We start from the raw sequence: 22,015 nt of genomic DNA on the forward strand, positions 1-22,015 counted from the left end.
GCTAATCCTCCGAGGCTTGCGAGAGTCGCTTCGTAGGATCCTCCGAGGATGCGCCGAGGGAGAGGAGGACGGCGAGGCGGGTGGGGCACTGGTCGACGGCCGTGGCGAAGACCTCCTGGGCGGTCCCCCACTCTCGCGGCCGGGTCCTGGCGTACTCCTGCCAGCCCGTCACCACGAGCGCGACCGGTTCCGGCAGATCGGTGAGGCAGTCCGCGAGGGCGTCCCAGTTGCGGCCGAACCACTCGGGCAGGGCGAGGGCGGCGGCGCAGCGGTCCATCAGGGCCGCCTTGTCCGTGACGCCGGTCAGATCGAGGACGACGGTGCCGTCAGCGGGCATCGGGGACCACCTCCCGGAAGGTCTCGTAGTGGTCGTCGGTCCAGTAGGTCTCGCCGCCCTGCCCGGTGACGATCCGGCGTGCGCCCCGGTCGCGCGAGCCGGGCGTCTTCACGGTGTACTCGTGGTAGTAGCCGCGCTTCTCGCGCGGCAGGACCTTCTCGAAGTTCGAGAAGACGGTGCCGTCCTTGGCGTACGGGTAGGGCCCGCCGCGCGCGATCAGCGCGAGGGTCCTCCGTGCCTCCGGGGGCAGGTCGGCGGCCCGTACCGTGGGCAGTCCCGAGGTGCCGGTGGACGCGGGGGCGGGCGCGGAGGAGGCGGTCGGAGCGGCGCGGGAGGACGTGGTGTCCCCGCCGCCGCCCGCGCCGGAGCAGCCCGCGAGGAGGACGCAGAGGACGAGCGCGAGGAGGACGCGCAGGGGCCGGAGCAACATGATCCCGAACATATCGCCACGCAACGGTTCCGTCCCTCCGGTCCCCCGCCCGGAGCGGCCCGGGTACGCCCTTCGGATCCGACCACGGGGTCCGTGCCGGGTGCCTGCCTCCCGCCCGTACGGACGCGTCCGGTGCGCCCCGGGGACGACGACGCCCCCGCCGAGGGCCGGCGGGGGCGTCACGGTGGGGCGAGGACTCAGCCGCCGTCCGGGTCCGCCCGGTCGAGCGCCGGGTGCGTCCCCGGGTTCGTCGCGGTCAGCAGGTAGTCCGCGGCGGCGCGGTCGGTCACCAGGCTGGTGACGAGCCCGGAGCGCAGGACCGCCCCGATCGCCGCCGCCTTGCGCTGGCCGCCCGCGATGGCGACGACCTCGGGGATGCGGCGCAGCCGGTCCGCCTCGACGGTGATGCAGCGCTCTCCCAGGTCACGGCCGACCCGGCGTCCCTCGGAGTCGAAGAGGTGCGCGGACATCTCGGCGGCGACGCCGAGCGAGGCGTAGTGGGCGCGCTCCTCGTCCGAGAGCATGTCGTGGACGGTGGAGATGCCCGGCTCCCAGGAGCCGATGGAGACACAGGCGACGGTGACCTTGTCGAAGTACTCGAAGGCGCGCGCGATACCGGTCTGGCTGCGCAGGGCCGCCGCCGTCGCCGGGTCCGGGAGCAGCATCGGCGCGTAGATGGGGTGGGCCTCGCCGCCGGAGACCTGGGCGGCGCGGCGGACCGCCTCGACGGAGCCGCGCTCGGCGGTCCCGGCGTCGTACACCCCGGTGAGCTGGACGACGGTGCACGGGGGCAGCCGGTCCAGGGCCGCCGCCATGTGGATGGTGGAGCGGCCCCAGGCCAGGCCCAGGACGTCTCCCTCGGCGACCAGTTCGCCGAGCAGGTCGGCCGCGACCTCGCCGAGGTTCTCCGGGTCGGGTGACTCGTCCTCGCCCTCCGAGGGGGACTCGACGACGACCGCGTGCCGGAGTCCGTAACGGGCGCGGAGCGCGTCGGAGCGTTCGGCGTCCAGCTCGGCCGGTACGCGGATCTCGATCCGTACGAGATCGCGCTCCAGGGCCGTCTCCAGGACCCGGGCCACCTTGAAGCGGCTCACGCCGAACTCCTCGGCGATCTGGATCTTGGACTTGCCCTCCAGGTAGAAGCGGCGGGCCATGGCCGCCGCCTGCACCAGCTCCGCGGGGCCCATCCGCAGGGCAGCCCGTCCCGCCGACATACCCGCCACCGCGATCTCCTCACTGCTGTTCACGTACCGCTGTTCACCTAGCGATGTCCGTACCGATGTCGTTCACCCGGTGGACCCGCCGTCCATCCTGTCAGATCCGGGGGGCCCTGATCAGTCCTGCCGGTGGCCCGACGGACCGCGTTCATCTCGTGGCGGCTCAGTGGCCACACGCCCACGGGGCGGTGGCGGTGACGGCTTCCGCGCGGGCCCGGAGCGAGGCCACGGCGGCGGCCGGGTCGGCCGCTCCGTAGACGGCGGAGCCCGCGACGAAGACGTCGGCGCCCGCCTCGGCGCACCGCTCGATCGTGGACTCGGTGACCCCGCCGTCGACCTGGAGCCAGAGCTCCAGACCGTGCTTGGCGATCAGCTCACGGGTCCGGCGGATCTTGGGCAGCATGATGTCGAGGAAGGCCTGGCCGCCGAAGCCGGGCTCGACGGTCATGATCAGCAGCATGTCCAGTTCGGGGAGCAGGTCCTCGAACGGCTCGACGGGCGTGGCGGGCTTGAGGGCCATCGAGGCCCTCGCCCCCTTGGCGCGGATCTCCCGGGCGAGACGCACGGGCGCCGCGGCGGCCTCGGCGTGGAAGGTCACCGAACCGGCGCCCGCCTCGACGTACCGGGGCGCCCAGCGGTCGGGGTCCTCGATCATCAGATGGCAGTCGAGAGGGGTGTCGGTCGCGCGCGCGAGCGACTCCACGATCGGCACGCCCAGCGTGAGGTTGGGCACGAAGTGGTTGTCCATCACATCGACGTGCAGCCAGTCGGCGCCGTCGACGGCCTTCGCCTCATCGGCGAGCCGGGCGAAGTCCGCGGACAGGATGCTGGGGTTGATCTGCGCCATGCGCCAAGCCTCCCACGTTCTTGGGTGCTTCTTTGCCGCTGGACGGTTTCGAATCCGGTCCAGACCGATTTCGGTACGAACCGACGAGGCCGGGACCCGTACAGACCGGGAGATTGCGGTCAGGCGATCGAAGGGGGCGGGGTCCCCGGACACCGTGCCGCGCCCGGGGAGCCGCCGTCACACCGTCCGGGAGCCCCCGGCGTCACCGTCCGGGCCCCCCGGCGTCACGCCGTCCGGCGGATCAGCGCCAGGTACATGGCGTCCGTACCGTGCACGTGCGGCCAGAGCTGGACGTCCGGTCCGTCGCCGAGCGCCGGGACGCCCGGCAGCAGCGGGCGGGCGTCGATCAGTTCGGCGCCACCGGTCCGCTTCAGGACGTCGTCCACCACGACCCGGGTCTCGGCCAGGTGCGGCGAGCAGGTCGCGTAGCCGACGACCCCGCCGACGCGCACCGCGCTCAGCGCCTCGGTGAGCAGGGCGCGCTGGAGCGGGGCGAAACCGTCCAGGTCCTCGGGACGGCGGCGCCAGCGGGCCTCGGGGCGACGGCGCAGCGCGCCGAGCCCGGAGCACGGCACGTCCATCAGGACCCGGTCGAAGGAGCCGGGGCGCCACGGCGGGCGGGTGCCGTCGGCGGCGATGACCTGGTACGGGCCCGGGTTCCCGGCGAGCGCCCGCTCCACCAGCCGCGCCCGGTGCGGCTGCTTCTCCGAGGCGAGCAGGGCGGCACCGCGCTGGGCGGCGAGGGCGGCGAGCAGCGCGGCCTTGCCGCCGGGGCCCGCGCAGCCGTCGAGCCAGCGGGTGTCGGCGCCTTCGACCGGCGCGTTGGCCAGGGCCAGGGCGACGAGCTGACTGCCCTCGTCCTGGACGCCCGCGCGCCCCTCCTTCACCGCCTCGATGGCGCCGGGCTCGCCGCCCTCGGCCATCCGCACGGCGTACGGGGACCAGCGGCCCGGCAGGGACTCGGTGGCCCCGGCGAGCTCCTCGGTGGTGGCGCGGCCGGGCCGGGCCACCAGCGTGACCTCGGGGCGCTCGTTGTCCGCCTCCAGGAGGTCCTCGATGCCCGCACGGCCGCCGCCGAGGGCGTCCCAGAGGGCCGAGACGATCCAGCGGGGGTGCGAGTGGACGACGGCGAGGTGGTCCTCGGGGTCCTGGTCGTACGGCGGGGCGACCTGCGCCACCCAGGCGTCCAGGTCCTGCCGCGAGATCTTCCGCAGGACGGCGTTGACGAACTTGGCCCGCCCGTCGCCGAGCACCACGCGCGCCAGCTCGACGCTGGCGGAGACGGCGGCGTGGGTGGGGATGCGCGTCCCCAGGAGCTGGTGGGCGCCGAGCGCGAGCACGTCGAGCACGGGCGGGTCGACCTCGCGCAGCGGCCGGTCGATGCAGGCGGCGATGATCGCGTCGTACGTGCCCTGGCGGCGCAGCGTCCCGTAGACCAGCTCGGTCGCGAGGGCCGCGTCCCGGGCGTCGAACGTCCCGCCCTCCCGGGCCTTGCGGAGCAGCGGCGGCAGCACCAGGTTCGCGTAGGCGTCCCGCTCGTCCACCGCCCTCAGCGCCTCGAAGGCGAGCATCCGGACGGGGTCCTTCTGGGGCCGCCGGTAGGGCTTGGGGGGACGGCGACGTGCCTGCTCGCTCAAAGGTGCTCCGGGTGACGATATGAAGAGGTCGAACCCCCCAAGCGTACGTCCGCCGCGCCGCCACCGGCTCCCGGGGCACCGGGCGGCCCGCCCGGACCGTGTCCGGCCCCGCGCGGGTCCACCGGGCGGGGCCGGGTCGTCCCTTCCGGATCCCGCCCGGCCCGCGACGCCCGGCACCGTTCCCCGCGGTGCCGCCGGAACAGCCGGGCACGTCCGGGGACCCGGCTGCCCGGGCCGCTCCCCGCGCTTCCCGGCCGCTCACGGCCGCTCCTCCGTCCCGCGACGCACCGCGCCGGGCCCCGCGGACCCGAACGGCGGAATGCGGCGGGACCCGGAGGAGGAGAGGGCCTACGCCCCCAGCCGCTCCCCCGCCGCGATCCGCACGCCCCGCGCCCAGTCGGCGGCCTTCATCGGCTTCTTGCCCTGGGGCTGGACCCAGACCAGCTCCACGGCGTACGAACCGGTGCCCGCGTACACGTTGTTCTTGCCCACCGCCAGCTCGCCCGGGGCCAGGTCCACCCGGTCCGGCAGCGGGGTGACCTGGATCAGCTTCAGGCGCTCGCCCCGGAAGAGCGTCCAGGCGCCGGGCGCCGGGGTGCAGCCCCGGACGACCCGGTCCACCCGCAGGGCGGGGGCGGCGAAGTCGACATGGGCGTCCTCGACCTGGATCTTCGGGGCGAGGGTGATGCCCTCGGCGGGCTGCGGCACGGCCTTGAGGGTGCCGTCCTCGATGCCGTCCATCGTCGCCGCGAGCAGTCCGGCGCCCGCGAAGGCGAGCCGGGTGAGCAGGTCGCCGCTGGTGTCCGTGGGCCGGACGTCCTCGGTGACCACGCCGTAGACCGGACCCGAGTCGAGCCCCTCCTCGATCTGGAAGGTGGACGCGCCCGTCACCTGGTCGCCCGCCATCAGCGCGTGCTGCACGGGTGCGGCGCCGCGCCAGGCGGGCAGCAGCGAGAAGTGCAGGTTGACCCAGCCGTGGGCCGGGACGGCGAGGGCCGCCTTCGGCAGCAGCGCGCCGTAGGCGACGACCGGGCAGCAGTCCGGCGCGATCTCCCGCAGCCGGGCGAGGAAGTCCTCGTCACGGGGCTTCACCGGCCGCAGGATCTCGATCCCGGCCTCCTCCGCGCGCTGCGCCACCGGGCTCGCGACGAGCCGTCGGCCCCGCCCCGCCGGGGCGTCCGGCCGGGTGACCACGGCGGCCACCTCGTGCCGCCCGGAGGCGAGCAGGGCGTCCAGGGCGGGTACGGCGACCTCGGGGGTGCCTGCGAAGACGAGCTTCATGGGTGGCGGTGCCTGTCTGTCCGGGGGCTTTGCGGGCGGCCCATCAGTCTAGGTCGTCCCCTCCCGGGCGCGCCGGTCGAGCCCACGGCGTCCGACGCGGTGGCCCTAGGGCCTGTCGTCACACTCCCGTCGTCGCCCGAAGGGCGGCCCCGCGGCGTCTGGTGCGTGCTCTCGGTGTGCCGGGTGGAAGCCCTCGTACTGGACGTACTCAGGCTTTCGCCCGGTGCGGCGAGAGCGCGTGCCAGGCGTCGCGGGGCAGACGGGAATGTGACGACAGGTCCTAAGGGACGCGCCCGGCCGCTCCGACGGCACCGCGAGCCGCCCCGGGCCGGGCGGGAACCGGAAGGGAAGGCCCGGACGCGCTCCGTCGGCCCTCCCCGCCCCGACCGGCGGGGACACGCCGGACGCCGGGGCCGGGAGGGGGCGTACGGAAGGACGAGCGCCCCCGCGCGTCTACGTGTACGCCCCCGCAGCGTGACCCAACTCCCGATGACGCGTTGGTCAAGAGAGATTGACCGATTCGGGTCGCCGCCTCCCCCCGGCGGCCCTTCCCTTCATACGCCGGTTCGAGAGGCTTTCACATGGCCGACCACGCAACCCACGACGCCCAGGCTCGGGCGAGTCTGCACCTGCTGGTGCGGGACATCGAGCGGGTCCGGCGGCAGGTGGACGCACTGCGCACGCTCACGGCCCAGCTGGGCAATGTCTACCGTCCTCGCCGCTCCGGCCCCTCGACGGGCTTCGTCGTCTACGGGCGGGCCCCCGCCCCGACCGTCCGTCTGGCCCAGGAGCTGCGGGACAGCGTCGAGACCCTGGTGACCGCCGCGGTCGACTTCGACCGTTCGCTCGGCTTCTCCTGGGACGCCGTGGGCTCCGCGCTCGGCGTCACCAAGCAGGCCGTCCACCGCCGTTACGGTTCCCGGCGCGCGCCCCAGCCGGGCGTCCCCGTCGAGCAGGAACCGATCATGGAGCCGGGGGCCACCCGCACGCTCCCCGCGGTGCCCGCCGCCCGTTCGATGCCCCCGCAGCCGACCTCGGGCAGTGCCACCCTCCGCGAGGAGCCCCGCCCGACGGCCTTCCCGGGCCCGCGCGGCGGCTGACCCCTCCCCGCCTCCCGAGGCCGTCCGTCCCTCCGGGGGCGGACGGCCTTCGCGCGTCCGGGCCGGATGCCCCCGGCCGTACGGGCCCGGCGGACCCCTCGCCCGGAGGTCCCGCCGAGCGCCCGGCGGCCCCGCGCGGGTTCAGCCGATGTCCGGCGGGTCCACGCGGATGCGCACCGGGTCCCCGCCGCCCCGGGCCAGCCGGCCCGCCCTGGCCTGCTTCAGCGCCGCCGCCAGGGCCGCGCCGCTGCCCGGCGGGACCCGGACCAGGGCCCGGTCCCACCGCTCGCCCGGCGGTGGGTCGCCGGGGCGGCGCGGCCCGCCCGGCCGGACGACCGGCAGCGGCACCGGGCCCAGGATCTCGGCGTCACCGGGGAGCCCGGCGGCGGCCAGGAAGCCCTCGACGGCCTCCGGGGGACCGGAGACGGCCGCCATCCGGGAGACCGGCGGGAAACCCAGCTCGGCCCGCTCGGCCAGCTCCCGCTGGGCGTGCCCGACCGGGTCCCAGCGGACGAGGGCCTGCACCGGCCGCAGCGTCGGCTCGGCGACCACGACGACCGTGCCCCCCTCGGCCTGGCCCCGTACCAGGGAGGCGGCGTCGATCCAGCGGCGCAGCGCCTCCTCCCCCGCCCGCAGATCGGGCCTGCCGAGCATGGCCCAGCCGTCGAGGAGGAGGGCCGCCGCGTAGCCGCCGTCGGCGACGGGTTCCGCGCCGGGGGTGGAGACGACGAGGGCGGGGCGGTCCGGCACCCGGTCCAGGACGTGGTCCCGGCCCGAGGTGCGGACCGGCACCGCGGGGAACGCCCGGCCCAGTTCCTCGGCGGTCCGCCGGGCACCGACCACCTGGGCCCGCAGCCGGGTGGAGCCGCACTCCAGGCAGTGCCAGTCGGGGGCGCCGCGCCCGCACCAGCCGCAGCACAGCTCCCGCTGCTCGGGGGCCTCCAGGGGCCCCGCGCAGTGGCGGCAGCGGGCGGGTGTCCGGCAGCGCTCGCAGGCCAGCCGGGGCACGTATCCCCGGCGCGGGACCTGGACGAGCACCGGTCCGTTCCTGAGCCCCTCCCGTACGGTCCGCCAGGCCAGCGAGGGCAGCCGGGCGGCCCGCGCGGCCTCGTCACGGGCGAGTTCGCCGTCGCCGACGGTCCGGATCAGGGGCGCGGCGGCGCGGACCTGCTCACGGCCCGCGACCAGCGCCCCGGCCCAGCCGGACTCCATGAGCTGGGCGGCCTCGACGGTGCAGCTGGTGCTCCCGAGGAGGAAGGCGCAGCGGTCGTGGGCGGCGCGCAGCAGCAGGACCTCGCGGGTGTGGGGCTGCGGGGCGTGCGGCTCGCTGTGGCTGCCGTCGCCGTCGTCCCAGACGACGACGAGGCCGAGGTCGCGGACGGGCGCGAACATGGCCGCCCGGGTGCCGACGACGGCCCGGACGGCGCCGCGCCGGACCGCGAGCCAGCGCGCGTACCGCTGCTCGGGACCCGCCTCGGCGGTGAGCAGGGTGTGCCGGCCCTCGCCGAGCACGGTGGTGAGGGCGGTGTCGACGCGGTCCGCCGCCCGCCCGTCGGGGACGACGACGAGGGCTCCCCGGCCGGAGGCCAGGGTCGCCCGGACGGCTCGGGCGATCTCCTCGGCCCAGTGCGGTCCTGGCAGCGCGTTCCACACCGCGCGGGGCGTGCCGCCGCGCGCGAGGGAGTCCAGGAACGCGGGCCCGCGCTCGTACCGCGTCCAGCTGCCCGGTTCGGGGGCGGTCGGCGGCGGCGACGGCTCCGGCGAGGGGCGGCCCTCGGCGCGGGCGCTGCGCGGGGGCACGGCGAGCTGGAGCACATCGGCGAGGCTGCCCGCGTACCGGTCGGCGACGGCGCGGGCGAGGCCGAGGAGTTCGGGTCCGAGGACGGGTTCGGGCGAGACGACACCGGCGAGGGCGGCGAGCGGCCCGGAGTAGTCGGAAGTGGCCCGGCGCTCGACGAGGAAGCCGTCGATGAGCCGGCCGCCCTCCCGCCGCCCGCCCCGGACCTGGCCGGATCCGGCGCCGAACCGCACCCGTACCCGTACGCCGGGCCGGGCGATCGCGTCGAGTTCCTCGGGGACCGCGTAGTCGAAGAACTGGTCGAGGTGGAGGACGCCCTTGTTCACGACGACCCTGGCCACGGGCAGCTCCTTGGCCAGGGCCGCGCCCCGCCAGGTCCGGGGCTTGGCCTTGGGCACCTTCGCCTTCCGCACGGTCTCCCGGATGAGCGCGAGCTGCTCGGGCTCCGCCGTCTCCCCTGACCGCTCCTTCTCGCTGCTCACAGCCCCATACCTACCAGACGGCACCGACAGCCGGACATGCCGGAGCCCGGCGCCCCCTAAGGGGGGCCGGGCTCCGGGCGGGCGCGGGTGGGACTACAGACCGGCGGCCCGGCGCAGGGCCTCCACGCGGTCCGTGCGCTCCCAGGTGAAGTCGGGCAGCTCACGGCCGAAGTGGCCGTAGGCGGCGGTCTGGGAGTAGATCGGGCGGAGCAGGTCGAGGTCGCGGATGATCGCGGCCGGGCGCAGGTCGAAGACCTCGCCGATGGCGTTCTCGATCTTCTCGGTCTCGATCGTGTGGGTGCCGAAGGTCTCGACGAAGAGACCGACGGGCTCGGCCTTGCCGATCGCGTAGGCGACCTGGACCTCGCAGCGCGAGGCGAGGCCCGCGGCGACGACGTTCTTGGCGACCCAGCGCATGGCGTAGGCGGCCGAGCGGTCGACCTTCGACGGGTCCTTGCCGGAGAAGGCGCCGCCGCCGTGCCGGGCCATGCCGCCGTACGTGTCGATGATGATCTTGCGGCCGGTGAGTCCGGCGTCGCCCATCGGGCCGCCGATCTCGAAGCGGCCGGTCGGGTTCACCAGGAGGCGGTAGCCGTCGGTGTCGAGCTTGATGCCGTCCTCGACGAGCTGCTTGAGCACGTGCTCGACGACGAACTCGCGGATGTCGGGCGCGAGCAGCGACTCCAGGTCGATGTCGGAGGCGTGCTGCGAGGAGACGACGACCGTGTCGAGGCGGACGGCCTTGTCGCCGTCGTACTCGATGGTGACCTGGGTCTTGCCGTCGGGGCGCAGGTACGGGATGGTCCCGTTCTTGCGGACCTCGGTGAGGCGGCGGGAGAGGCGGTGCGCGATGTGGATCGGCAGCGGCATCAGCTCGGGCGTCTCGTCCGAGGCATAGCCGAACATCAGGCCCTGGTCACCGGCGCCCTGCTTGTCGAGCTCGTCCTCGTCACCCTCGACCCGCTTCTCGTACGCGGTGTCCACGCCCTGGGCGATGTCCGGGGACTGCGACCCGATGGACACCGACACGCCGCAGGAGGCGCCGTCGAAGCCCTTCTTGGAGGAGTCGTAGCCGATCTCGAGGATCTTGTTCCGGACGAGGGTCGGGATGTCCGCCCACGCCTTGGTGGTCACCTCACCGGCGACGTGCACCAGGCCGGTGGTGATCAGCGTCTCGACGGCGACGCGGGAGGTGGGGTCCTCCCGGAGCAGTGCGTCGAGGATGGTGTCGCTGATCTGGTCAGCGATCTTGTCGGGGTGTCCCTCGGTGACGGACTCCGAGGTGAACAGACGACGGGACACAACGCTCCCTGGGGTTGCAGCGGCTGCTGGCTCTTCTTTGAAGCGGACCGGCAGGGGGCTGCGCCCCAAGACGTTCCACGGACAGTCTATCGGTCGTGGTCGCGCAATGGTCCAGGTGTCTCGAACAGTGAATACCCCGAGAGGGTGAATCCGGCCGTACGAAGCGGTTCAGGACACCGCCCGGAGGTCCGGGCCGGGTCTTCCGCCGCCGTCCGCGCGGGCGCGGACGGCGAGGGGCGCGACGGATCAGGGCGCCGGGCGCAGCCGGGGCAGGACGAGGTCCCAGACGGTCTCGGCGAGCGCTTCCTTCGGGCCGTACGGGACCGGGGTCTCGGTGCCGTCCGAGGCGATGACCACGGCTTCGTTCTCCTCGGAACCGAAGGTCTTGCGCTCTCCGACCTCGTTCACCACGAGGAGGTCGCAGCCCTTGCGGCGGAGCTTCTCGCGTCCGTTGGCGAGGACGTCGTCGGTCTCGGCGGCGAAGCCGACGACGACCTGTCCGGGCAGCGCGCGGCCGGTGGACAGCTCCGCGAGGATGTCCGGATTGCGGACCAGCTCGACGGTGGGCGCCCCGCCGTCGTCCTTCTTCTTGATCTTCCCGGTCGCGTAGGCGGCGGGGCGGAAGTCGGCGACGGCGGCGGCCATGACGACCGCGTCGGCGTCGGCGACGGCCTTGAGCACGGCCTCGCGGAGCTGCAGCGCGGTGCCGACGTGGACGACGTCGACGCCCGCCGGGTCGGGGATGCCGGTGTTGGCCTCGACGAGGGTGACCCGGGCGCCCCGGGCGGCGGCGGCCCTGGCGAGGGCGTAGCCCTGCTTGCCGGAGGAGCGGTTGCCGAGGTAGCGGACGGGGTCGAGGGGCTCGCGGGTGCCGCCCGCGCTGACCACGACATGGCGTCCGGCGAGGTCGGGGGCGGTGGCGCCGCGGCTGAGGACCCGTCGGCAGGCCTCGAAGATCTCCGTCGGGTCGGGCAGTCGTCCCTTGCCCGTGTCGGCGCCGGTGAGACGCCCGACGGCCGGTTCGAGGACGACGGCGCCCCGGCGGCGCAGGGTGGCCACGTTCTCCTGGGTGGCCGGGTGCTCCCACATCTCGGTGTGCATGGCGGGGGCGAAGACGACGGGGCAGCGCGCGGTGAGCAGCGTGTTGGTGAGCAGGTCGTCGGCGAGGCCGTGGGCCGCCTTGGCGAGCAGGTCGGCGGTGGCGGGGGCGACGACGACGAGGTCGGCGCCCTGTCCGATCCGCACGTGGGGCACCTCGTGGACGGAGTCCCAGACCTCGGTGGAGACGGGGTGGCCGGAGAGGGCTGACCAGGTGGCGGCGCCGACGAAGTGGAGGGCGGACCCGGTCGGGACGACCCGGACGTCGTGGCCCGACTCGGTGAACCGGCGCAGCAGCTCGCACGCCTTGTAGGCGGCGATGCCGCCGCTGACCCCCAGAACGACCTTCGGCTCGGCCACGACTGTCACTCCCCGCGCTCGGACGCGCACTCGGACGCGTTAGGACTCCATGAGAACACCACAGGCCCGGCGGAAGTCCGCCGGGCCTGTGGTGACAAGCGTTACACGCGACGCGTGGTTACTGGGCCGGGCCCTCGATGGCCTCGGAGGTCAGCAGACCCGCGTTGATCTCGCGCAGCGCGATCGAGAGCGGCTTCTCGTGGACGTGGGTGTCGACCAGCGGACCCACGTACTCCAGCAGGCCCTCGCCGAGCTGGGAGTAGTACGCGTTGATCTGACGCGCCCGCTTGGCCGCGTAGATCACGAGGCTGTACTTCGAGTCCGTGGCCTCGAGCAGCTCGTCGATCGGCGGGTTGATGATGCCCTCGGGCGCGGTGATGGAAGAGGACACGCTCTACCTTCCGAAGATGGAAAAAGATTTGTTCTGCACTGCTTCTGCAGTGCTCTGTGCTGCTGTGTACTGCGGCGATCCGGGAGTCACTCCCCAGAAGACACCAGCGTCAACGTTAGCAGCTCGCGTGCGACGTCTTCGACGGAGGTGTTGACGAGCGTGCTGTCGAACTCCGACTCGGCGGCGAGTTCGACCTTGGCCGCGGCGAGGCGGCGCTCGATGACCTCGGGCGACTCGGTGCCCCGGCCGGTGAGCCGGCGGACCAGTTCGTCCCAGCTCGGCGGGGCCAGGAAGACCAGCTGGGACTCGGGCATCGAGTCCTTGACCTGGCGGGCGCCCTGGAGGTCGATCTCCAGGAGCACGGGCTCCCCGGAGTCGAGCCGGGCGAGGACCGCGCCGCGCGGGGTGCCGTAGCGGTTGCCCGCGAACTCGGCCCATTCGAGGAGCTCGCCGTTGGCGATCAGCTTGTCGAACTCGTCGTCCGTCACGAAGAAGTAGTGGACGCCGTGCTTCTCGCCGGGGCGGGGCTTCCGTGTCGTCGCGGACACCGAGAGCCAGACCTCGGGGTGGACCTTGCGCATATGCGCGACGACCGTGCTCTTGCCGACCCCTGAGGGGCCGGAGAGCACGGTCAGCCGCGGACGTACCTCTGCTGCCATGCAGCGATTATTCCAGCATCACCGGGGTGCCCGGGACGCGAGTCCCGGACCGGGCGCCGGACCGGTCACCCGTTCAGGCGCCGGTGCTGCCGAACTCGCGCTCCAGGGAGGCGATCTGGTTGGAGCCCAGACCGCGCACCCGGCGGCTCTCGGAGATGCCGAGACGCTCCATGATCTGCTTGGCGCGGACCTTGCCGACGCCGGGGAGCGATTCGAGCAGCGCGGAGACCTTCATCTTGCCGATGACGTCGTTCTCCTGGCCGGTCTTGATGACCTCCTGGAGGGAGGCGCCGGAGTGCTTGAGTCGATTCTTGACCTCGGCCCGCTCCCGGCGAGCCGCGGCGGCCTTCTCGAGCGCGGCTGCGCGCTGTTCAGGGGTAAGGGGCGGAAGAGCCACGCCTACGTCACCTCGGATGTCGATCTGTCGGATACGGACCGGTGAGGAACCTAGTCGCCCCACACCAGTGGAGCAACGATCAACGCTGTGGCCGTTGAACGCCTGCTCTGCCCCGGAGACTAGCGGCCGATCCCGCTCCAGTCAGCGAGAACAGCGGAAAAGTCCTGGTCAGCATCGACCGACCAGGACTTTCCCGACAAAACGACTCGGTTTTGAGCCAAGTTTTCGTCAAGGAGCGGGGCGACCCGGTGAGACGGCCCGTCAGCACCGTCCCACCTGCGGATTGGCCGCGCGTCCCGCTACCCCCCGACGGCCGCGCGGATCTCGTCCGCGTACCGGTCGGCCGCGCCCCTCAGAGCGGTCGCGTCCGGACCGTGCCGCAGGACGCCCCGGCTCACGTTCGGCACGACGTTGCGCACCGCCGCGCCGAAGACGGCCGGGAGGTCGGCCGGGGTCGCGCCCTGCGCGCCGATGCCGGGGGCCAGGAGCGGCCCGTTGATGTCCAGGTCGAACGAGGACAGGTCGCCGAGCGTGGCGCCCACCACGGCCCCGAAGGAGCCCATCGGGCTCTCCCCCGCGTTCTCCTCGGCGAGGTGGCCCAGCATGAGCGCGCCGACGGTCCGCCCGGCCGGGTCGTCGGCGCGCACCGCGCGCTGCACCTCGGCCCCCTCCGGGTTGGAGGTCAGGGCGAGCACGAAGAGCCCGGCGCCGGACTCGCGGGCCAGGTCGACGGCGGGCCGCAGGGAGCCGTAGCCGAGGTACGGGGAGACCGTGAGCGCGTCGGAGAACAGCGGGGAGTCCACCCGCAGGTAGGTCTCCGCGTAGGCGGCCATCGTGGAGCCGATGTCGCCGCGCTTGGCGTCCATGACGACCAGGCCGCCCGCCGCGCGCAGCTCGGCGACGGCCCGCTCCAGGACGGCGACGCCGCGCGAGCCGAAGCGCTCGAAGAAGGCCGACTGCGGCTTGAAGACGGCGACCGTTCCGGCGAGGGCCTCGACGACCGTGAACGTGAACCGCTCCAGGCCCGCGATGTCGTCGGTCAGGCCCCAGGAGTCGAGCAGGGCGGCGTGCGGGTCGATGCCGACGCAGAGCGGACCGCGCTCGTCCATGGCGGTGCGCAGCCGGGCGCCGAAGGGCGTCGGGGCGGGGTGCGGGGCGGGCGTCGGGGAGGTCACTGGGCGGCCTTTCGGTTGTCGGCGCCGACGGCCTCGGCGAGGGTGGCGTACGGGGAGGCGGCGAGGCGCGCGGCGAGGCCCCGGTGGATCGCGCGGGCGTAGAACGGGCCCTCGTAGATGAAGGCGCTGTAGCCCTGGATCAGGGTGGCGCCCGCGAGGACGCGCTGCCAGGCGTCCTCGGCGTTCTCGATGCCGCCGACGCCCACCAGGACCAGGCGGTCGCCCACGCGCGCGTGGAGGCGCCTGAGGACGGCGAGGGAGCGTTCCTTGACGGGGGCGCCGGAGAGGCCGCCGGTCTCCTCGACGAGCGCCGGGTCCGACTTCAGGCCGAGGCCCTCGCGGGCGATGGTGGTGTTGGTGGCGATGATGCCGTCGAGACCCAGTTCGAGGGCGAGGTCGGCGACCGCGTCGACGTCCTCGTCGGCCAGGTCGGGCGCGATCTTGACGAGCAGCGGGACCCGGCGGTCGGTGACCGTGCGGTCGGCGGCCTCCCGGACGGCGGTCAGGAGCGGCCGGAGCGACTCGGTGGCCTGGAGGTTCCGCAGGCCGGGGGTGTTCGGCGAGGAGACGTTGACGACGAGGTAGTCGGCGTGCGCGGCGAGGCGCTCGGTGGACTTCACGTAGTCGTCGGCGGCCTCGGCCTCGGGGACGAGCTTGGTCTTGCCGATGTTGACGCCGACGACCGTGCGGAAGACGGGCTCGCGGGCGGCGAGGCGGGCGGCGACGGCGGCGGAGCCCTCGTTGTTGAAGCCCATGCGGTTGATCAGGGCGCGGTCCGGGATCAGCCGGAAGAGGCGCTTCTTGGGGTTGCCGGGCTGGGCCTCGCCGGTGACCGTGCCGATCTCGATGTGGTCGAAGCCGAGCATCGACATGCCGTCGATGGCGACGGCGTTCTTGTCGAAGCCAGCGGCGAGCCCGAAGGGGCCGTGCATCCGCAGGCCGAGGGCCTCGGTGCGCAGGGCCGGGTGGCGGGGCGCGAGGACGGCGGCGACGAAGGTCCGCAGGACGGGGACGCGGGCGGCCAGCCGGATCCAGCGGAAGGCCAGGTGGTGGGCCTGCTCGGGGTCCATGCGCGTGAAGACGAGCCGGAAGAAGAACTTGTACATGCGGGGTCCAGGTGTGCTCATGACGAGGGGGACACCGCGGTGTCGCCGGTGTCCCCCCTCGTTCGTACGGGCTGCTAGTCGCGGGCCGCGGTCAGGATCTCCGCGTGCTCCTGGAGCGAGCGGACGCCGACGTCGCCGCCGTTGAGCGCGTCGATGCCCTGGACGGCCGCGGCGAGCGCCTGGACCGTGGTGAGGCAGGGGACGCCACGGGCGACCGCGGCCGTACGGATCTCGTAGCCGTCGAGGCGGCCACCGGTGCCGTACGGGGTGTTGACGATCAGGTCGACCTGGCCGTCGTGGATGAGCTGCACGATCGTCTTCTCGCCGTTCGGGCCCTCGCCCTCGCTCAGCTTGCGCACGATGGTGGCGTTGATGCCGTTGCGCTTGAGGACCTCGGCGGTGCCGGAGGTGGCGAGCAGCTCGAAGCCGTGGGCGACGAGCTCGCGGGCCGGGAAGATCATCGAGCGCTTGTCGCGGTTGGCGACCGAGATGAACGCGCGGCCCCCGGTGGGCAGCGGGCCGTACGCCCCGGCCTGCGACTTGGCGTACGCCGTGCCGAAGACCGCGTCGATGCCCATGACCTCGCCGGTGGAGCGCATCTCCGGGCCCAGGACGGTGTCCACGCCACGGCCGTGCACGTCGCGGAAGCGCGACCACGGCATCACGGCCTCCTTGACGGAGATCGGCGCGTCGAGCGGCAGGGTGCCGCCGTCGCCGGTCTTCGGCAGCAGGCCCTCGGCGCGCAGCTCGGCGACGGTGGCGCCGAGCGAGATGCGCGCGGCGGCCTTGGCGAGCGGGACGGCGGTCGCCTTCGAGGTGAAGGGGACGGTCCGGGAGGCGCGCGGGTTGGCCTCCAGGACGTAGAGGATGTCACCGGCCATCGCGAACTGGATGTTGATCAGACCGCGCACGCCGACGCCCTTGGCGATGGCCTCGGTGGAGGCGCGCAGGCGCTTGATGTCGTAGCCGCCGAGGGTGATCGGGGGCAGGGCGCAGGCCGAGTCGCCGGAGTGGATCCCCGCTTCCTCGATGTGCTCCATGACGCCGCCGAGGTAGAGCTCCTGGCCGTCGTAGAGGGCGTCGACGTCGATCTCGATGGCGTCGTCGAGGAAGCGGTCGACCAGGACCGGCCGGGTGGGGCTGATCTCGGTGGACTCGGCGATGTACGACTCCAGGCGGGTCTCGTCGTACACGATCTCCATGCCCCGGCCGCCGAGCACGTACGAGGGGCGTACGAGGACGGGGTAGCCGATCTCGTCGGCGATGGCCTTGGCTCCGGCGAAGGTGGTCGCGGTGCCGTGCTTGGGGGCGGGCAGTCCGGCCTCGGCGAGGACCTGGCCGAAGGCGCCGCGGTCCTCGGCGGCGTGGATGGCCTCGGGGGAGGTGCCGACGACGGGCACGCCGTTGTCCTTGAGGGCCTGTGCCAGGCCCAGCGGGGTCTGGCCGCCGAGCTGGACGACGACGCCCGCGACGGGGCCCGCGAGGGTCTCGGCGTGGACGATCTCCAGGACGTCCTCCAGGGTGAGCGGCTCGAAGTAGAGCCGGTCGGAGGTGTCGTAGTCGGTGGAGACGGTCTCCGGGTTGCAGTTGACCATCACGGTCTCGTACCCGGCGTCGCTCAGCGCGAAGGAGGCGTGGACGCAGGAGTAGTCGAACTCGATGCCCTGGCCGATGCGGTTCGGGCCGGAGCCCAGGATGATCACCGCGGGCTTCTCGCGCGGGGCGACCTCGCTCTCCTCGTCGTAGGAGGAGTAGAAGTACGGGGTCTTCGCGGCGAACTCGGCGGCGCAGGTGTCGACCGTCTTGTAGACCGGGCGGACGCCGAGGGCGTGCCGGACCTCGCGGACGACGTCCTCGCGCAGGCCCCGGATCTCGGCGATCTGGGCGTCGGAGAAGCCGTGGCGCTTGGCCTCGGAGAGCAGCTCGGGCTCCAGGCGCTCGGCCTCGGCCAGCTCGTCGGCGATCTCCTTGATCAGGAAGAGCTGGTCGACGAACCACGGGTCGATCTTCGTGGCGTCGAAGACCTCCTCGGGGGTGGCTCCGGCGCGGATCGCCCGCATGACGGTGTTGATGCGGCCGTCGGTCGGGCGGACCGCCTCGCGCAGCAGCTCGTCCTTGTCGCCGGGCTCGCCGGTGAAGGCGAACTGGGAGCCCTTCTTCTCCAGGGAGCGCAGGGCCTTCTGGAGCGCCTCGGTGAAGTTGCGGCCGATCGCCATGGCCTCGCCGACCGACTTCATGGTCGTGGTCAGCGTGGAGTCGGCGGAGGGGAACTTCTCGAAGGCGAAGCGGGGGGCCTTGACGACGACGTAGTCGAGCGTGGGCTCGAAGGACGCCGGGGTCTTCTCCGTGATGTCGTTCGGGATCTCGTCGAGCGTGTAGCCGACGGCGAGACGGGCCGCGATCTTGGCGATCGGGAAGCCGGTCGCCTTGGAGGCGAGCGCCGAGGAGCGGGAGACGCGCGGGTTCATCTCGATGACGATGACGCGGCCGTCGACCGGGTCGATCGCGAACTGGATGTTGCAGCCGCCGGTGTCGACGCCGACCTCGCGGATGATCGCGATGCCGATGTCGCGGAGGCGCTGGTACTCGCGGTCGGTCAGCGTCATCGCCGGGGCGACGGTGATCGAGTCGCCGGTGTGGACGCCCATCGGGTCGAAGTTCTCGATGGAGCAGACGACCACGACGTTGTCGTTCCTGTCGCGCATCAGCTCCAGCTCGTACTCCTTCCAGCCGAGGATGGACTCCTCCAGGAGCACCTCGGTGGTGGGCGAGAGCGTGAGGCCCTGACCGGCGATGCGGCGCAGCTCGTCCTCGTCGTGGGCGAAGCCGGAACCGGCGCCGCCCATGGTGAAGGAGGGGCGGACGACGACGGGGTAGCCGCCGAGGGTGTCGACGCCCTTGATGACGTCGTCCATGGTGTGGCAGATCACCGAGCGGGCGGACTCGCCGTATCCGATCTTGGCCTTGACGGCCTCGACGACGCCCTTGAAGAGGTCGCGGTCCTCGCCCTTGTTGATGGCCTCGACGTTGGCGCCGATGAGCTCGACGCCGTACTTCTCCAGGACGCCCTGCTCGTGCATGGAGATCGCGGTGTTGAGCGCGGTCTGGCCGCCGAGGGTGGGCAGGAGGGCGTCGGGGCGCTCCTTGGCGATGATCTTCTCGACGAACTCGGGGGTGATCGGCTCGACGTAGGTGGCGTCGGCGATCTCCGGGTCGGTCATGATCGTGGCCGGGTTGGAGTTGACCAGGATGACCCGCAGGCCCTCGGCCTTGAGGACGCGGCAGGCCTGGGTTCCGGAGTAGTCGAACTCGGCGGCCTGGCCGATGACGATCGGGCCGGAGCCGATGACCAGGACGGACTGGATATCGGTGCGCTTAGGCACGCTCGGCCTCCATCAGGGATACGAAGCGGTCGAAGAGGTACGCGGCGTCGTGCGGGCCCGCGGCCGCCTCGGGGTGGTACTGGACGGAGAAGGCCGGCTGGTCGAGCAGCTGGAGGCCTTCGACGACCTGGTCGTTCAGACAGACGTGGGAGACCTCGGCGCGCCCGTAGGGCGTGTCGGAGACCTTGTCGAGGGGGGCGTCGACGGCGAAGCCGTGGTTGTGCGCGGTGACCTCGACCTTGCCGGTGGTGCGGTCCTGGACGGGCTGGTTGATGCCCCGGTGGCCGTACTTCAGCTTGTAGGTGCCGAAGCCGAGGGCGCGGCCGAGGATCTGGTTGCCGAAGCAGATGCCGAAGAGGGGCGTCCTGCGGCTCAGGACTTCGCGCATGACGGCGACGGGGCCGTCCGCGGTGGCCGGGTCGCCGGGGCCGTTGGAGAAGAACACGCCGTCGGGGGCGACCGCGTAGACGTCCTCGGCGGTGGCGGTGGCGGGCAGCACGTGGACCTCGATGCCGCGCTCGGCCATCCGGCGCGGGGTCATGCCCTTGATGCCGAGGTCGACGGCGGCGACGGTGAACCTGGCGGTGCCGAGCGGGAGGGCTTCGCCGTCGGGGCCGATCGCGGGGACGACGTAGCTCTCCTTGGTGGCGACCTCGGCGGAGAGGTTCGCACCGGTCATCTCGGGCTGTGCCGTGACCTTGGCGAGCAGGGCGGTCTCGTCGGCGACGGCGTCGCCGGAGAAGATGCCGACGCGCATGGCGCCGCGCTCGCGCAGGTGGCGGGTGAGGGCCCGGGTGTCGATGCCGGCGATGCCGACGACGCCCTGGCGCTCCAGCTCCTCGTCCAGGGAGCGCCGGGAGCGCCAGTTGGAGGAGACGCGTGCGGGGTCGCGGACCACGTAGCCGGAGACCCAGATGCGGCCGGACTCGGGGTCCTCGTCGTTGACGCCGGTGTTGCCGACGTGCGGGGCGGTCATGACGACGACCTGGCGGTGGTACGACGGGTCGGTGAGGGTCTCCTGGTAGCCGGTCATGCCGGTGGAGAACACGGCCTCGCCGAAGGTCTCCCCCACGGCCCCGTAGGCACGGCCGCGGAAGGTGCGGCCGTCCTCCAGGACGAGTACGGCGGGAGTCTTGGCAGCTCCCCTGGTGGAGGTCGTCATCGTGCGATGCCTTCCGTCGTGTTGATCATGGAGTTGATGGCTTCGACCCAGGCGGTGTGCTCGGCCGCCCGGTCGGAGCGGAAGCCGGAGTCGAGCAGCTTGTCGCCGTGCGCCCAGGTGACGACCAGCAGGCCGCCCTCGGCGAGGACCTTGCCCGCGATGCCCTTGTCGAGGCGGGCCTCGCGCAGGGCTCCGACGGGGAGGAAGAAGTCGTTCGCGCCGGGGCGCCCGACCGTGATCCCGGCCTCGGTGAGCGTCAGCTCGGCGCGGCTGCGGGTGCCGAGCCCGTGGGCGACGATCCGGTCGAGCCACTGTCCGGCGGTGGTGGACCCGTGGTAGCGCCCGCTGAGGGTCAGGGTCGCCGGGCCGGTCCCGGCCGGTGCGGTGGGCAGCTCGGGGAGGTCCGACTGGAGGCTGCCGCGCCACTTCCAGCCCTGGCGCATCAGCCAGTACACGAGGGCGATGAAGATCAGCAGTCCGGCGACCCAGCCGATCCGTCCGGCCCAGTCGGTCACCTCCGCCGACTTCTGCTCGACTGCCTCTGCTGCGATTGCGATGAGTGGTGTCACGCCAGCTTCCCGTCCACGACCGTTGCCCGGCCCCGCAGGAAGGTGTGGGTGACGCGTCCCGGCAGCTCACGGCCCTCGTACGGGGTGTTGCGGCTGCGGGAGGCGAAGTCCGCGGGGTCCACCACACCACGGTAATCCGGATCGACGAGGGTCAGGTTGGCGGGCTCGCCCGCCGAGACGGGGCGGCCGTGGCCGGTGGCCCGTCCGATGCGGGCGGGCGCGAGGGACATCCGGTCGGCGACTCCGGCCCAGTCGAGGAGGCCGGTCTCGACCATCGTCTGCTGGACCACGGAGAGCGCGGTCTCCAGGCCGACCATGCCCATGGCGGCGGCGGCCCACTCGCAGTCCTTGTCCTCGTGCGGGTGCGGGGCGTGGTCGGTGGCGACGATGTCGATCGTGCCGTCGGCCAGCGCCTCGCGGAGCGCGAGGACGTCCTTCTCGGTGCGCAGCGGCGGGTTGACCTTGTAGACCGGGTCGTACGAGCGGACCAGCTCGTCCGTGAGGAGGAGGTGGTGGGGGGTGACCTCGGCGGTGACGTCGATGCCGCGGGACTTGGCCCAGCGGACGATCTCGACGGAGCCCGCGGTGGAGAGGTGGCAGATGTGGACGCGGGAGCCGACGTGCTCGGCGAGGAGGACGTCGCGGGCGATGATCGACTCCTCGGCGACGGCGGGCCAGCCGCCGAGGCCCAGTTCGGCGGAGACGACGCCCTCGTTCATCTGGGCGCCCTCGGTGAGGCGGGGCTCCTGGGCGTGCTGGGCGACGACGCCGCCGAAGGCCTTCACGTACTCCAGGGCGCGGCGCATGATGACGGCGTCGTCGACGCACTTGCCGTCGTCGGAGAAGACCGTGACGCCGGCGGCGGAGTCGTGCATGGCGCCGAGCTCGGCGAGCTTCTTGCCCTCCAGGCCGACGGTGACGGCGCCGATGGGCTGCACGTCGCAGTAGCCGTGCTCCTTGCCGAGCCGGTAGACCTGCTCGACGACACCGGCGGTGTCGGCGACCGGGTGGGTGTTGGCCATGGCGAAAACGGCGGTGTAGCCGCCGGAGGCGGCGGCGCGGGTGCCGGTGAGGACGGTCTCGGAGTCCTCGCGGCCGGGCTCGCGCAGATGGGTGTGGAGGTCGACCAGGCCGGGCAGCAGGATCTGGCCGTCGGCCTCGACGACGGTGGCGCCCTCGGCGGACAGGCCGGTGCCGGTCTCCGCGATGGTCTCGCCGTCGATCAGGACGTCCTGGACCTCGCCGCCCAGCACCCGCGCACCGCGAATAAGGATCTTGCTCATG

General features: G+C 73.2%; 19 protein-coding genes. 1 reads left to right on the forward strand and 18 read right to left on the reverse strand.

Annotated features, from left to right (window positions below):
• Nucleotide 1: 1 nt before the first annotated feature.
• The 6 genes from ACFXGN_RS15775 to fmt form a co-directional block, all read right to left on the reverse strand.
• Nucleotides 2–337, reverse strand: coding sequence for a barstar family protein (locus ACFXGN_RS15775; RefSeq protein ID WP_384858784.1), 336 nt, complete (start codon nt 335–337; stop codon nt 2–4).
• Nucleotides 327–767, reverse strand: coding sequence for a ribonuclease domain-containing protein (locus tag ACFXGN_RS15780; RefSeq protein WP_384858787.1), 441 nt, complete (start codon nt 765–767; stop codon nt 327–329). The genes ACFXGN_RS15775 and ACFXGN_RS15780 overlap by 11 nt, the downstream gene beginning before the upstream one ends.
• A gap of 197 nt (nt 768–964) precedes the next feature.
• Nucleotides 965–2,014: a sugar-binding domain-containing protein gene (locus ACFXGN_RS15785; protein WP_351787610.1), complete on the reverse strand. Its 1,050-nt coding sequence runs from the start codon at nt 2,012–2,014 to the stop codon at nt 965–967.
• Between the two features lie 133 nt (nt 2,015–2,147).
• On the reverse strand, nt 2,148–2,831 hold the full coding sequence (gene rpe / locus ACFXGN_RS15790) for a ribulose-phosphate 3-epimerase (protein WP_384858790.1): 684 nt from the start codon (nt 2,829–2,831) through the stop codon (nt 2,148–2,150).
• Nucleotides 2,832–3,055: 224 nt separating this feature from the next.
• A complete protein-coding gene (locus ACFXGN_RS15795; RefSeq protein ID WP_384858793.1) occupies nt 3,056–4,468 on the reverse strand; it encodes an RsmB/NOP family class I SAM-dependent RNA methyltransferase in 1,413 nt (470 codons plus the stop codon).
• A 348-nt stretch (nt 4,469–4,816) separates the two neighbouring features.
• Complete coding sequence (gene fmt, locus ACFXGN_RS15800; RefSeq protein WP_384858796.1) at nt 4,817–5,749, reverse strand: methionyl-tRNA formyltransferase; 933 nt, start codon at nt 5,747–5,749, stop codon at nt 4,817–4,819.
• A gap of 581 nt (nt 5,750–6,330) precedes the next feature.
• Between fmt and ACFXGN_RS15805 the strand changes: the two genes are divergently transcribed.
• On the forward strand, nt 6,331–6,849 hold the full coding sequence (locus tag ACFXGN_RS15805) for a hypothetical protein (protein WP_384858799.1): 519 nt from the start codon (nt 6,331–6,333) through the stop codon (nt 6,847–6,849).
• 141 nt (nt 6,850–6,990) lie between these two features.
• On the opposite strand, the gene ACFXGN_RS15810 is transcribed toward ACFXGN_RS15805, so the two are convergent.
• From ACFXGN_RS15810 to ACFXGN_RS15865, 12 genes are all read right to left on the reverse strand, one after another.
• Nucleotides 6,991–9,129, reverse strand: a complete 2,139-nt coding sequence (locus tag ACFXGN_RS15810) for a primosomal protein N' (RefSeq protein ID WP_384858802.1) — start codon at nt 9,127–9,129, stop codon at nt 6,991–6,993.
• Between the two features lie 93 nt (nt 9,130–9,222).
• Complete coding sequence (metK, locus tag ACFXGN_RS15815) at nt 9,223–10,431, reverse strand: methionine adenosyltransferase (RefSeq protein ID WP_384858805.1); 1,209 nt, start codon at nt 10,429–10,431, stop codon at nt 9,223–9,225.
• A 246-nt stretch (nt 10,432–10,677) separates the two neighbouring features.
• Nucleotides 10,678–11,889: a bifunctional phosphopantothenoylcysteine decarboxylase/phosphopantothenate--cysteine ligase CoaBC gene (gene coaBC, locus ACFXGN_RS15820; RefSeq protein WP_384858808.1), complete on the reverse strand. Its 1,212-nt coding sequence runs from the start codon at nt 11,887–11,889 to the stop codon at nt 10,678–10,680.
• A gap of 118 nt (nt 11,890–12,007) precedes the next feature.
• Nucleotides 12,008–12,280: a DNA-directed RNA polymerase subunit omega gene (gene rpoZ, locus ACFXGN_RS15825; RefSeq protein ID WP_005319902.1), complete on the reverse strand. Its 273-nt coding sequence runs from the start codon at nt 12,278–12,280 to the stop codon at nt 12,008–12,010.
• 86 nt (nt 12,281–12,366) lie between these two features.
• Nucleotides 12,367–12,939: a guanylate kinase gene (gmk, locus tag ACFXGN_RS15830; protein ID WP_366442497.1), complete on the reverse strand. Its 573-nt coding sequence runs from the start codon at nt 12,937–12,939 to the stop codon at nt 12,367–12,369.
• A gap of 73 nt (nt 12,940–13,012) precedes the next feature.
• A complete protein-coding gene (locus ACFXGN_RS15835) occupies nt 13,013–13,336 on the reverse strand; it encodes an integration host factor (RefSeq protein WP_030008746.1) in 324 nt (107 codons plus the stop codon).
• 299 nt (nt 13,337–13,635) lie between these two features.
• Nucleotides 13,636–14,511, reverse strand: a complete 876-nt coding sequence (gene pyrF, locus ACFXGN_RS15840; RefSeq protein ID WP_384858811.1) for an orotidine-5'-phosphate decarboxylase — start codon at nt 14,509–14,511, stop codon at nt 13,636–13,638.
• Nucleotides 14,508–15,617 (reverse strand): quinone-dependent dihydroorotate dehydrogenase, encoded by a 1,110-nt coding sequence (locus tag ACFXGN_RS15845; protein ID WP_384859176.1) that lies wholly within the window; start codon nt 15,615–15,617, stop codon nt 14,508–14,510. The genes pyrF and ACFXGN_RS15845 overlap by 4 nt, the downstream gene beginning before the upstream one ends.
• Before the next feature lie 74 nt (nt 15,618–15,691).
• Entirely contained in the window at nt 15,692–19,000 is a 3,309-nt protein-coding gene (carB, locus tag ACFXGN_RS15850) for a carbamoyl-phosphate synthase large subunit (RefSeq protein WP_384858814.1), read from the reverse strand.
• Nucleotides 18,993–20,162 (reverse strand): glutamine-hydrolyzing carbamoyl-phosphate synthase small subunit, encoded by a 1,170-nt coding sequence (carA, locus tag ACFXGN_RS15855; RefSeq protein WP_384858817.1) that lies wholly within the window; start codon nt 20,160–20,162, stop codon nt 18,993–18,995. The genes carB and carA overlap by 8 nt, the downstream gene beginning before the upstream one ends.
• Entirely contained in the window at nt 20,159–20,731 is a 573-nt protein-coding gene (locus ACFXGN_RS15860) for a hypothetical protein (RefSeq protein ID WP_384858820.1), read from the reverse strand. Before ACFXGN_RS15860 ends, carA begins: the two co-directional genes overlap by 4 nt.
• Entirely contained in the window at nt 20,728–22,014 is a 1,287-nt protein-coding gene (locus ACFXGN_RS15865; protein WP_384858823.1) for a dihydroorotase, read from the reverse strand. The genes ACFXGN_RS15860 and ACFXGN_RS15865 overlap by 4 nt, the downstream gene beginning before the upstream one ends.
• Nucleotide 22,015 lies beyond the last annotated feature (1 nt).

The sequence above is a fragment of the Streptomyces sp. NPDC059247 genome, assembly GCF_042754005.1.
Classification (GTDB): domain Bacteria; phylum Actinomycetota; class Actinomycetes; order Streptomycetales; family Streptomycetaceae; genus Streptomyces.

Bases quoted from the DNA above. Each gene is read 5' to 3' on its own strand.
- ACFXGN_RS15845 (WP_384859176.1), bottom strand. From the start codon at position 15,617: ATGTACAAGTTCTTCTTCCGGCTCGTCTTCACGCGCATGGACCCCGAG.
- ACFXGN_RS15805 (WP_384858799.1), top strand. From the start codon at position 6,331: ATGGCCGACCACGCAACCCACGACGCCCAGGCTCGGGCGAGTCTGCAC.
- ACFXGN_RS15780 (WP_384858787.1), bottom strand. From the start codon at position 767: ATGTTGCTCCGGCCCCTGCGCGTCCTCCTCGCGCTCGTCCTCTGCGTC.
- gmk (WP_366442497.1), bottom strand. From the start codon at position 12,939: ATGGCAGCAGAGGTACGTCCGCGGCTGACCGTGCTCTCCGGCCCCTCA.
- rpe (WP_384858790.1), bottom strand. From the start codon at position 2,831: ATGGCGCAGATCAACCCCAGCATCCTGTCCGCGGACTTCGCCCGGCTC.
- carA (WP_384858817.1), bottom strand. From the start codon at position 20,162: ATGACGACCTCCACCAGGGGAGCTGCCAAGACTCCCGCCGTACTCGTC.
- ACFXGN_RS15775 (WP_384858784.1), bottom strand. From the start codon at position 337: ATGCCCGCTGACGGCACCGTCGTCCTCGATCTGACCGGCGTCACGGAC.
- fmt (WP_384858796.1), bottom strand. From the start codon at position 5,749: ATGAAGCTCGTCTTCGCAGGCACCCCCGAGGTCGCCGTACCCGCCCTG.
- ACFXGN_RS15865 (WP_384858823.1), bottom strand. From the start codon at position 22,014: ATGAGCAAGATCCTTATTCGCGGTGCGCGGGTGCTGGGCGGCGAGGTC.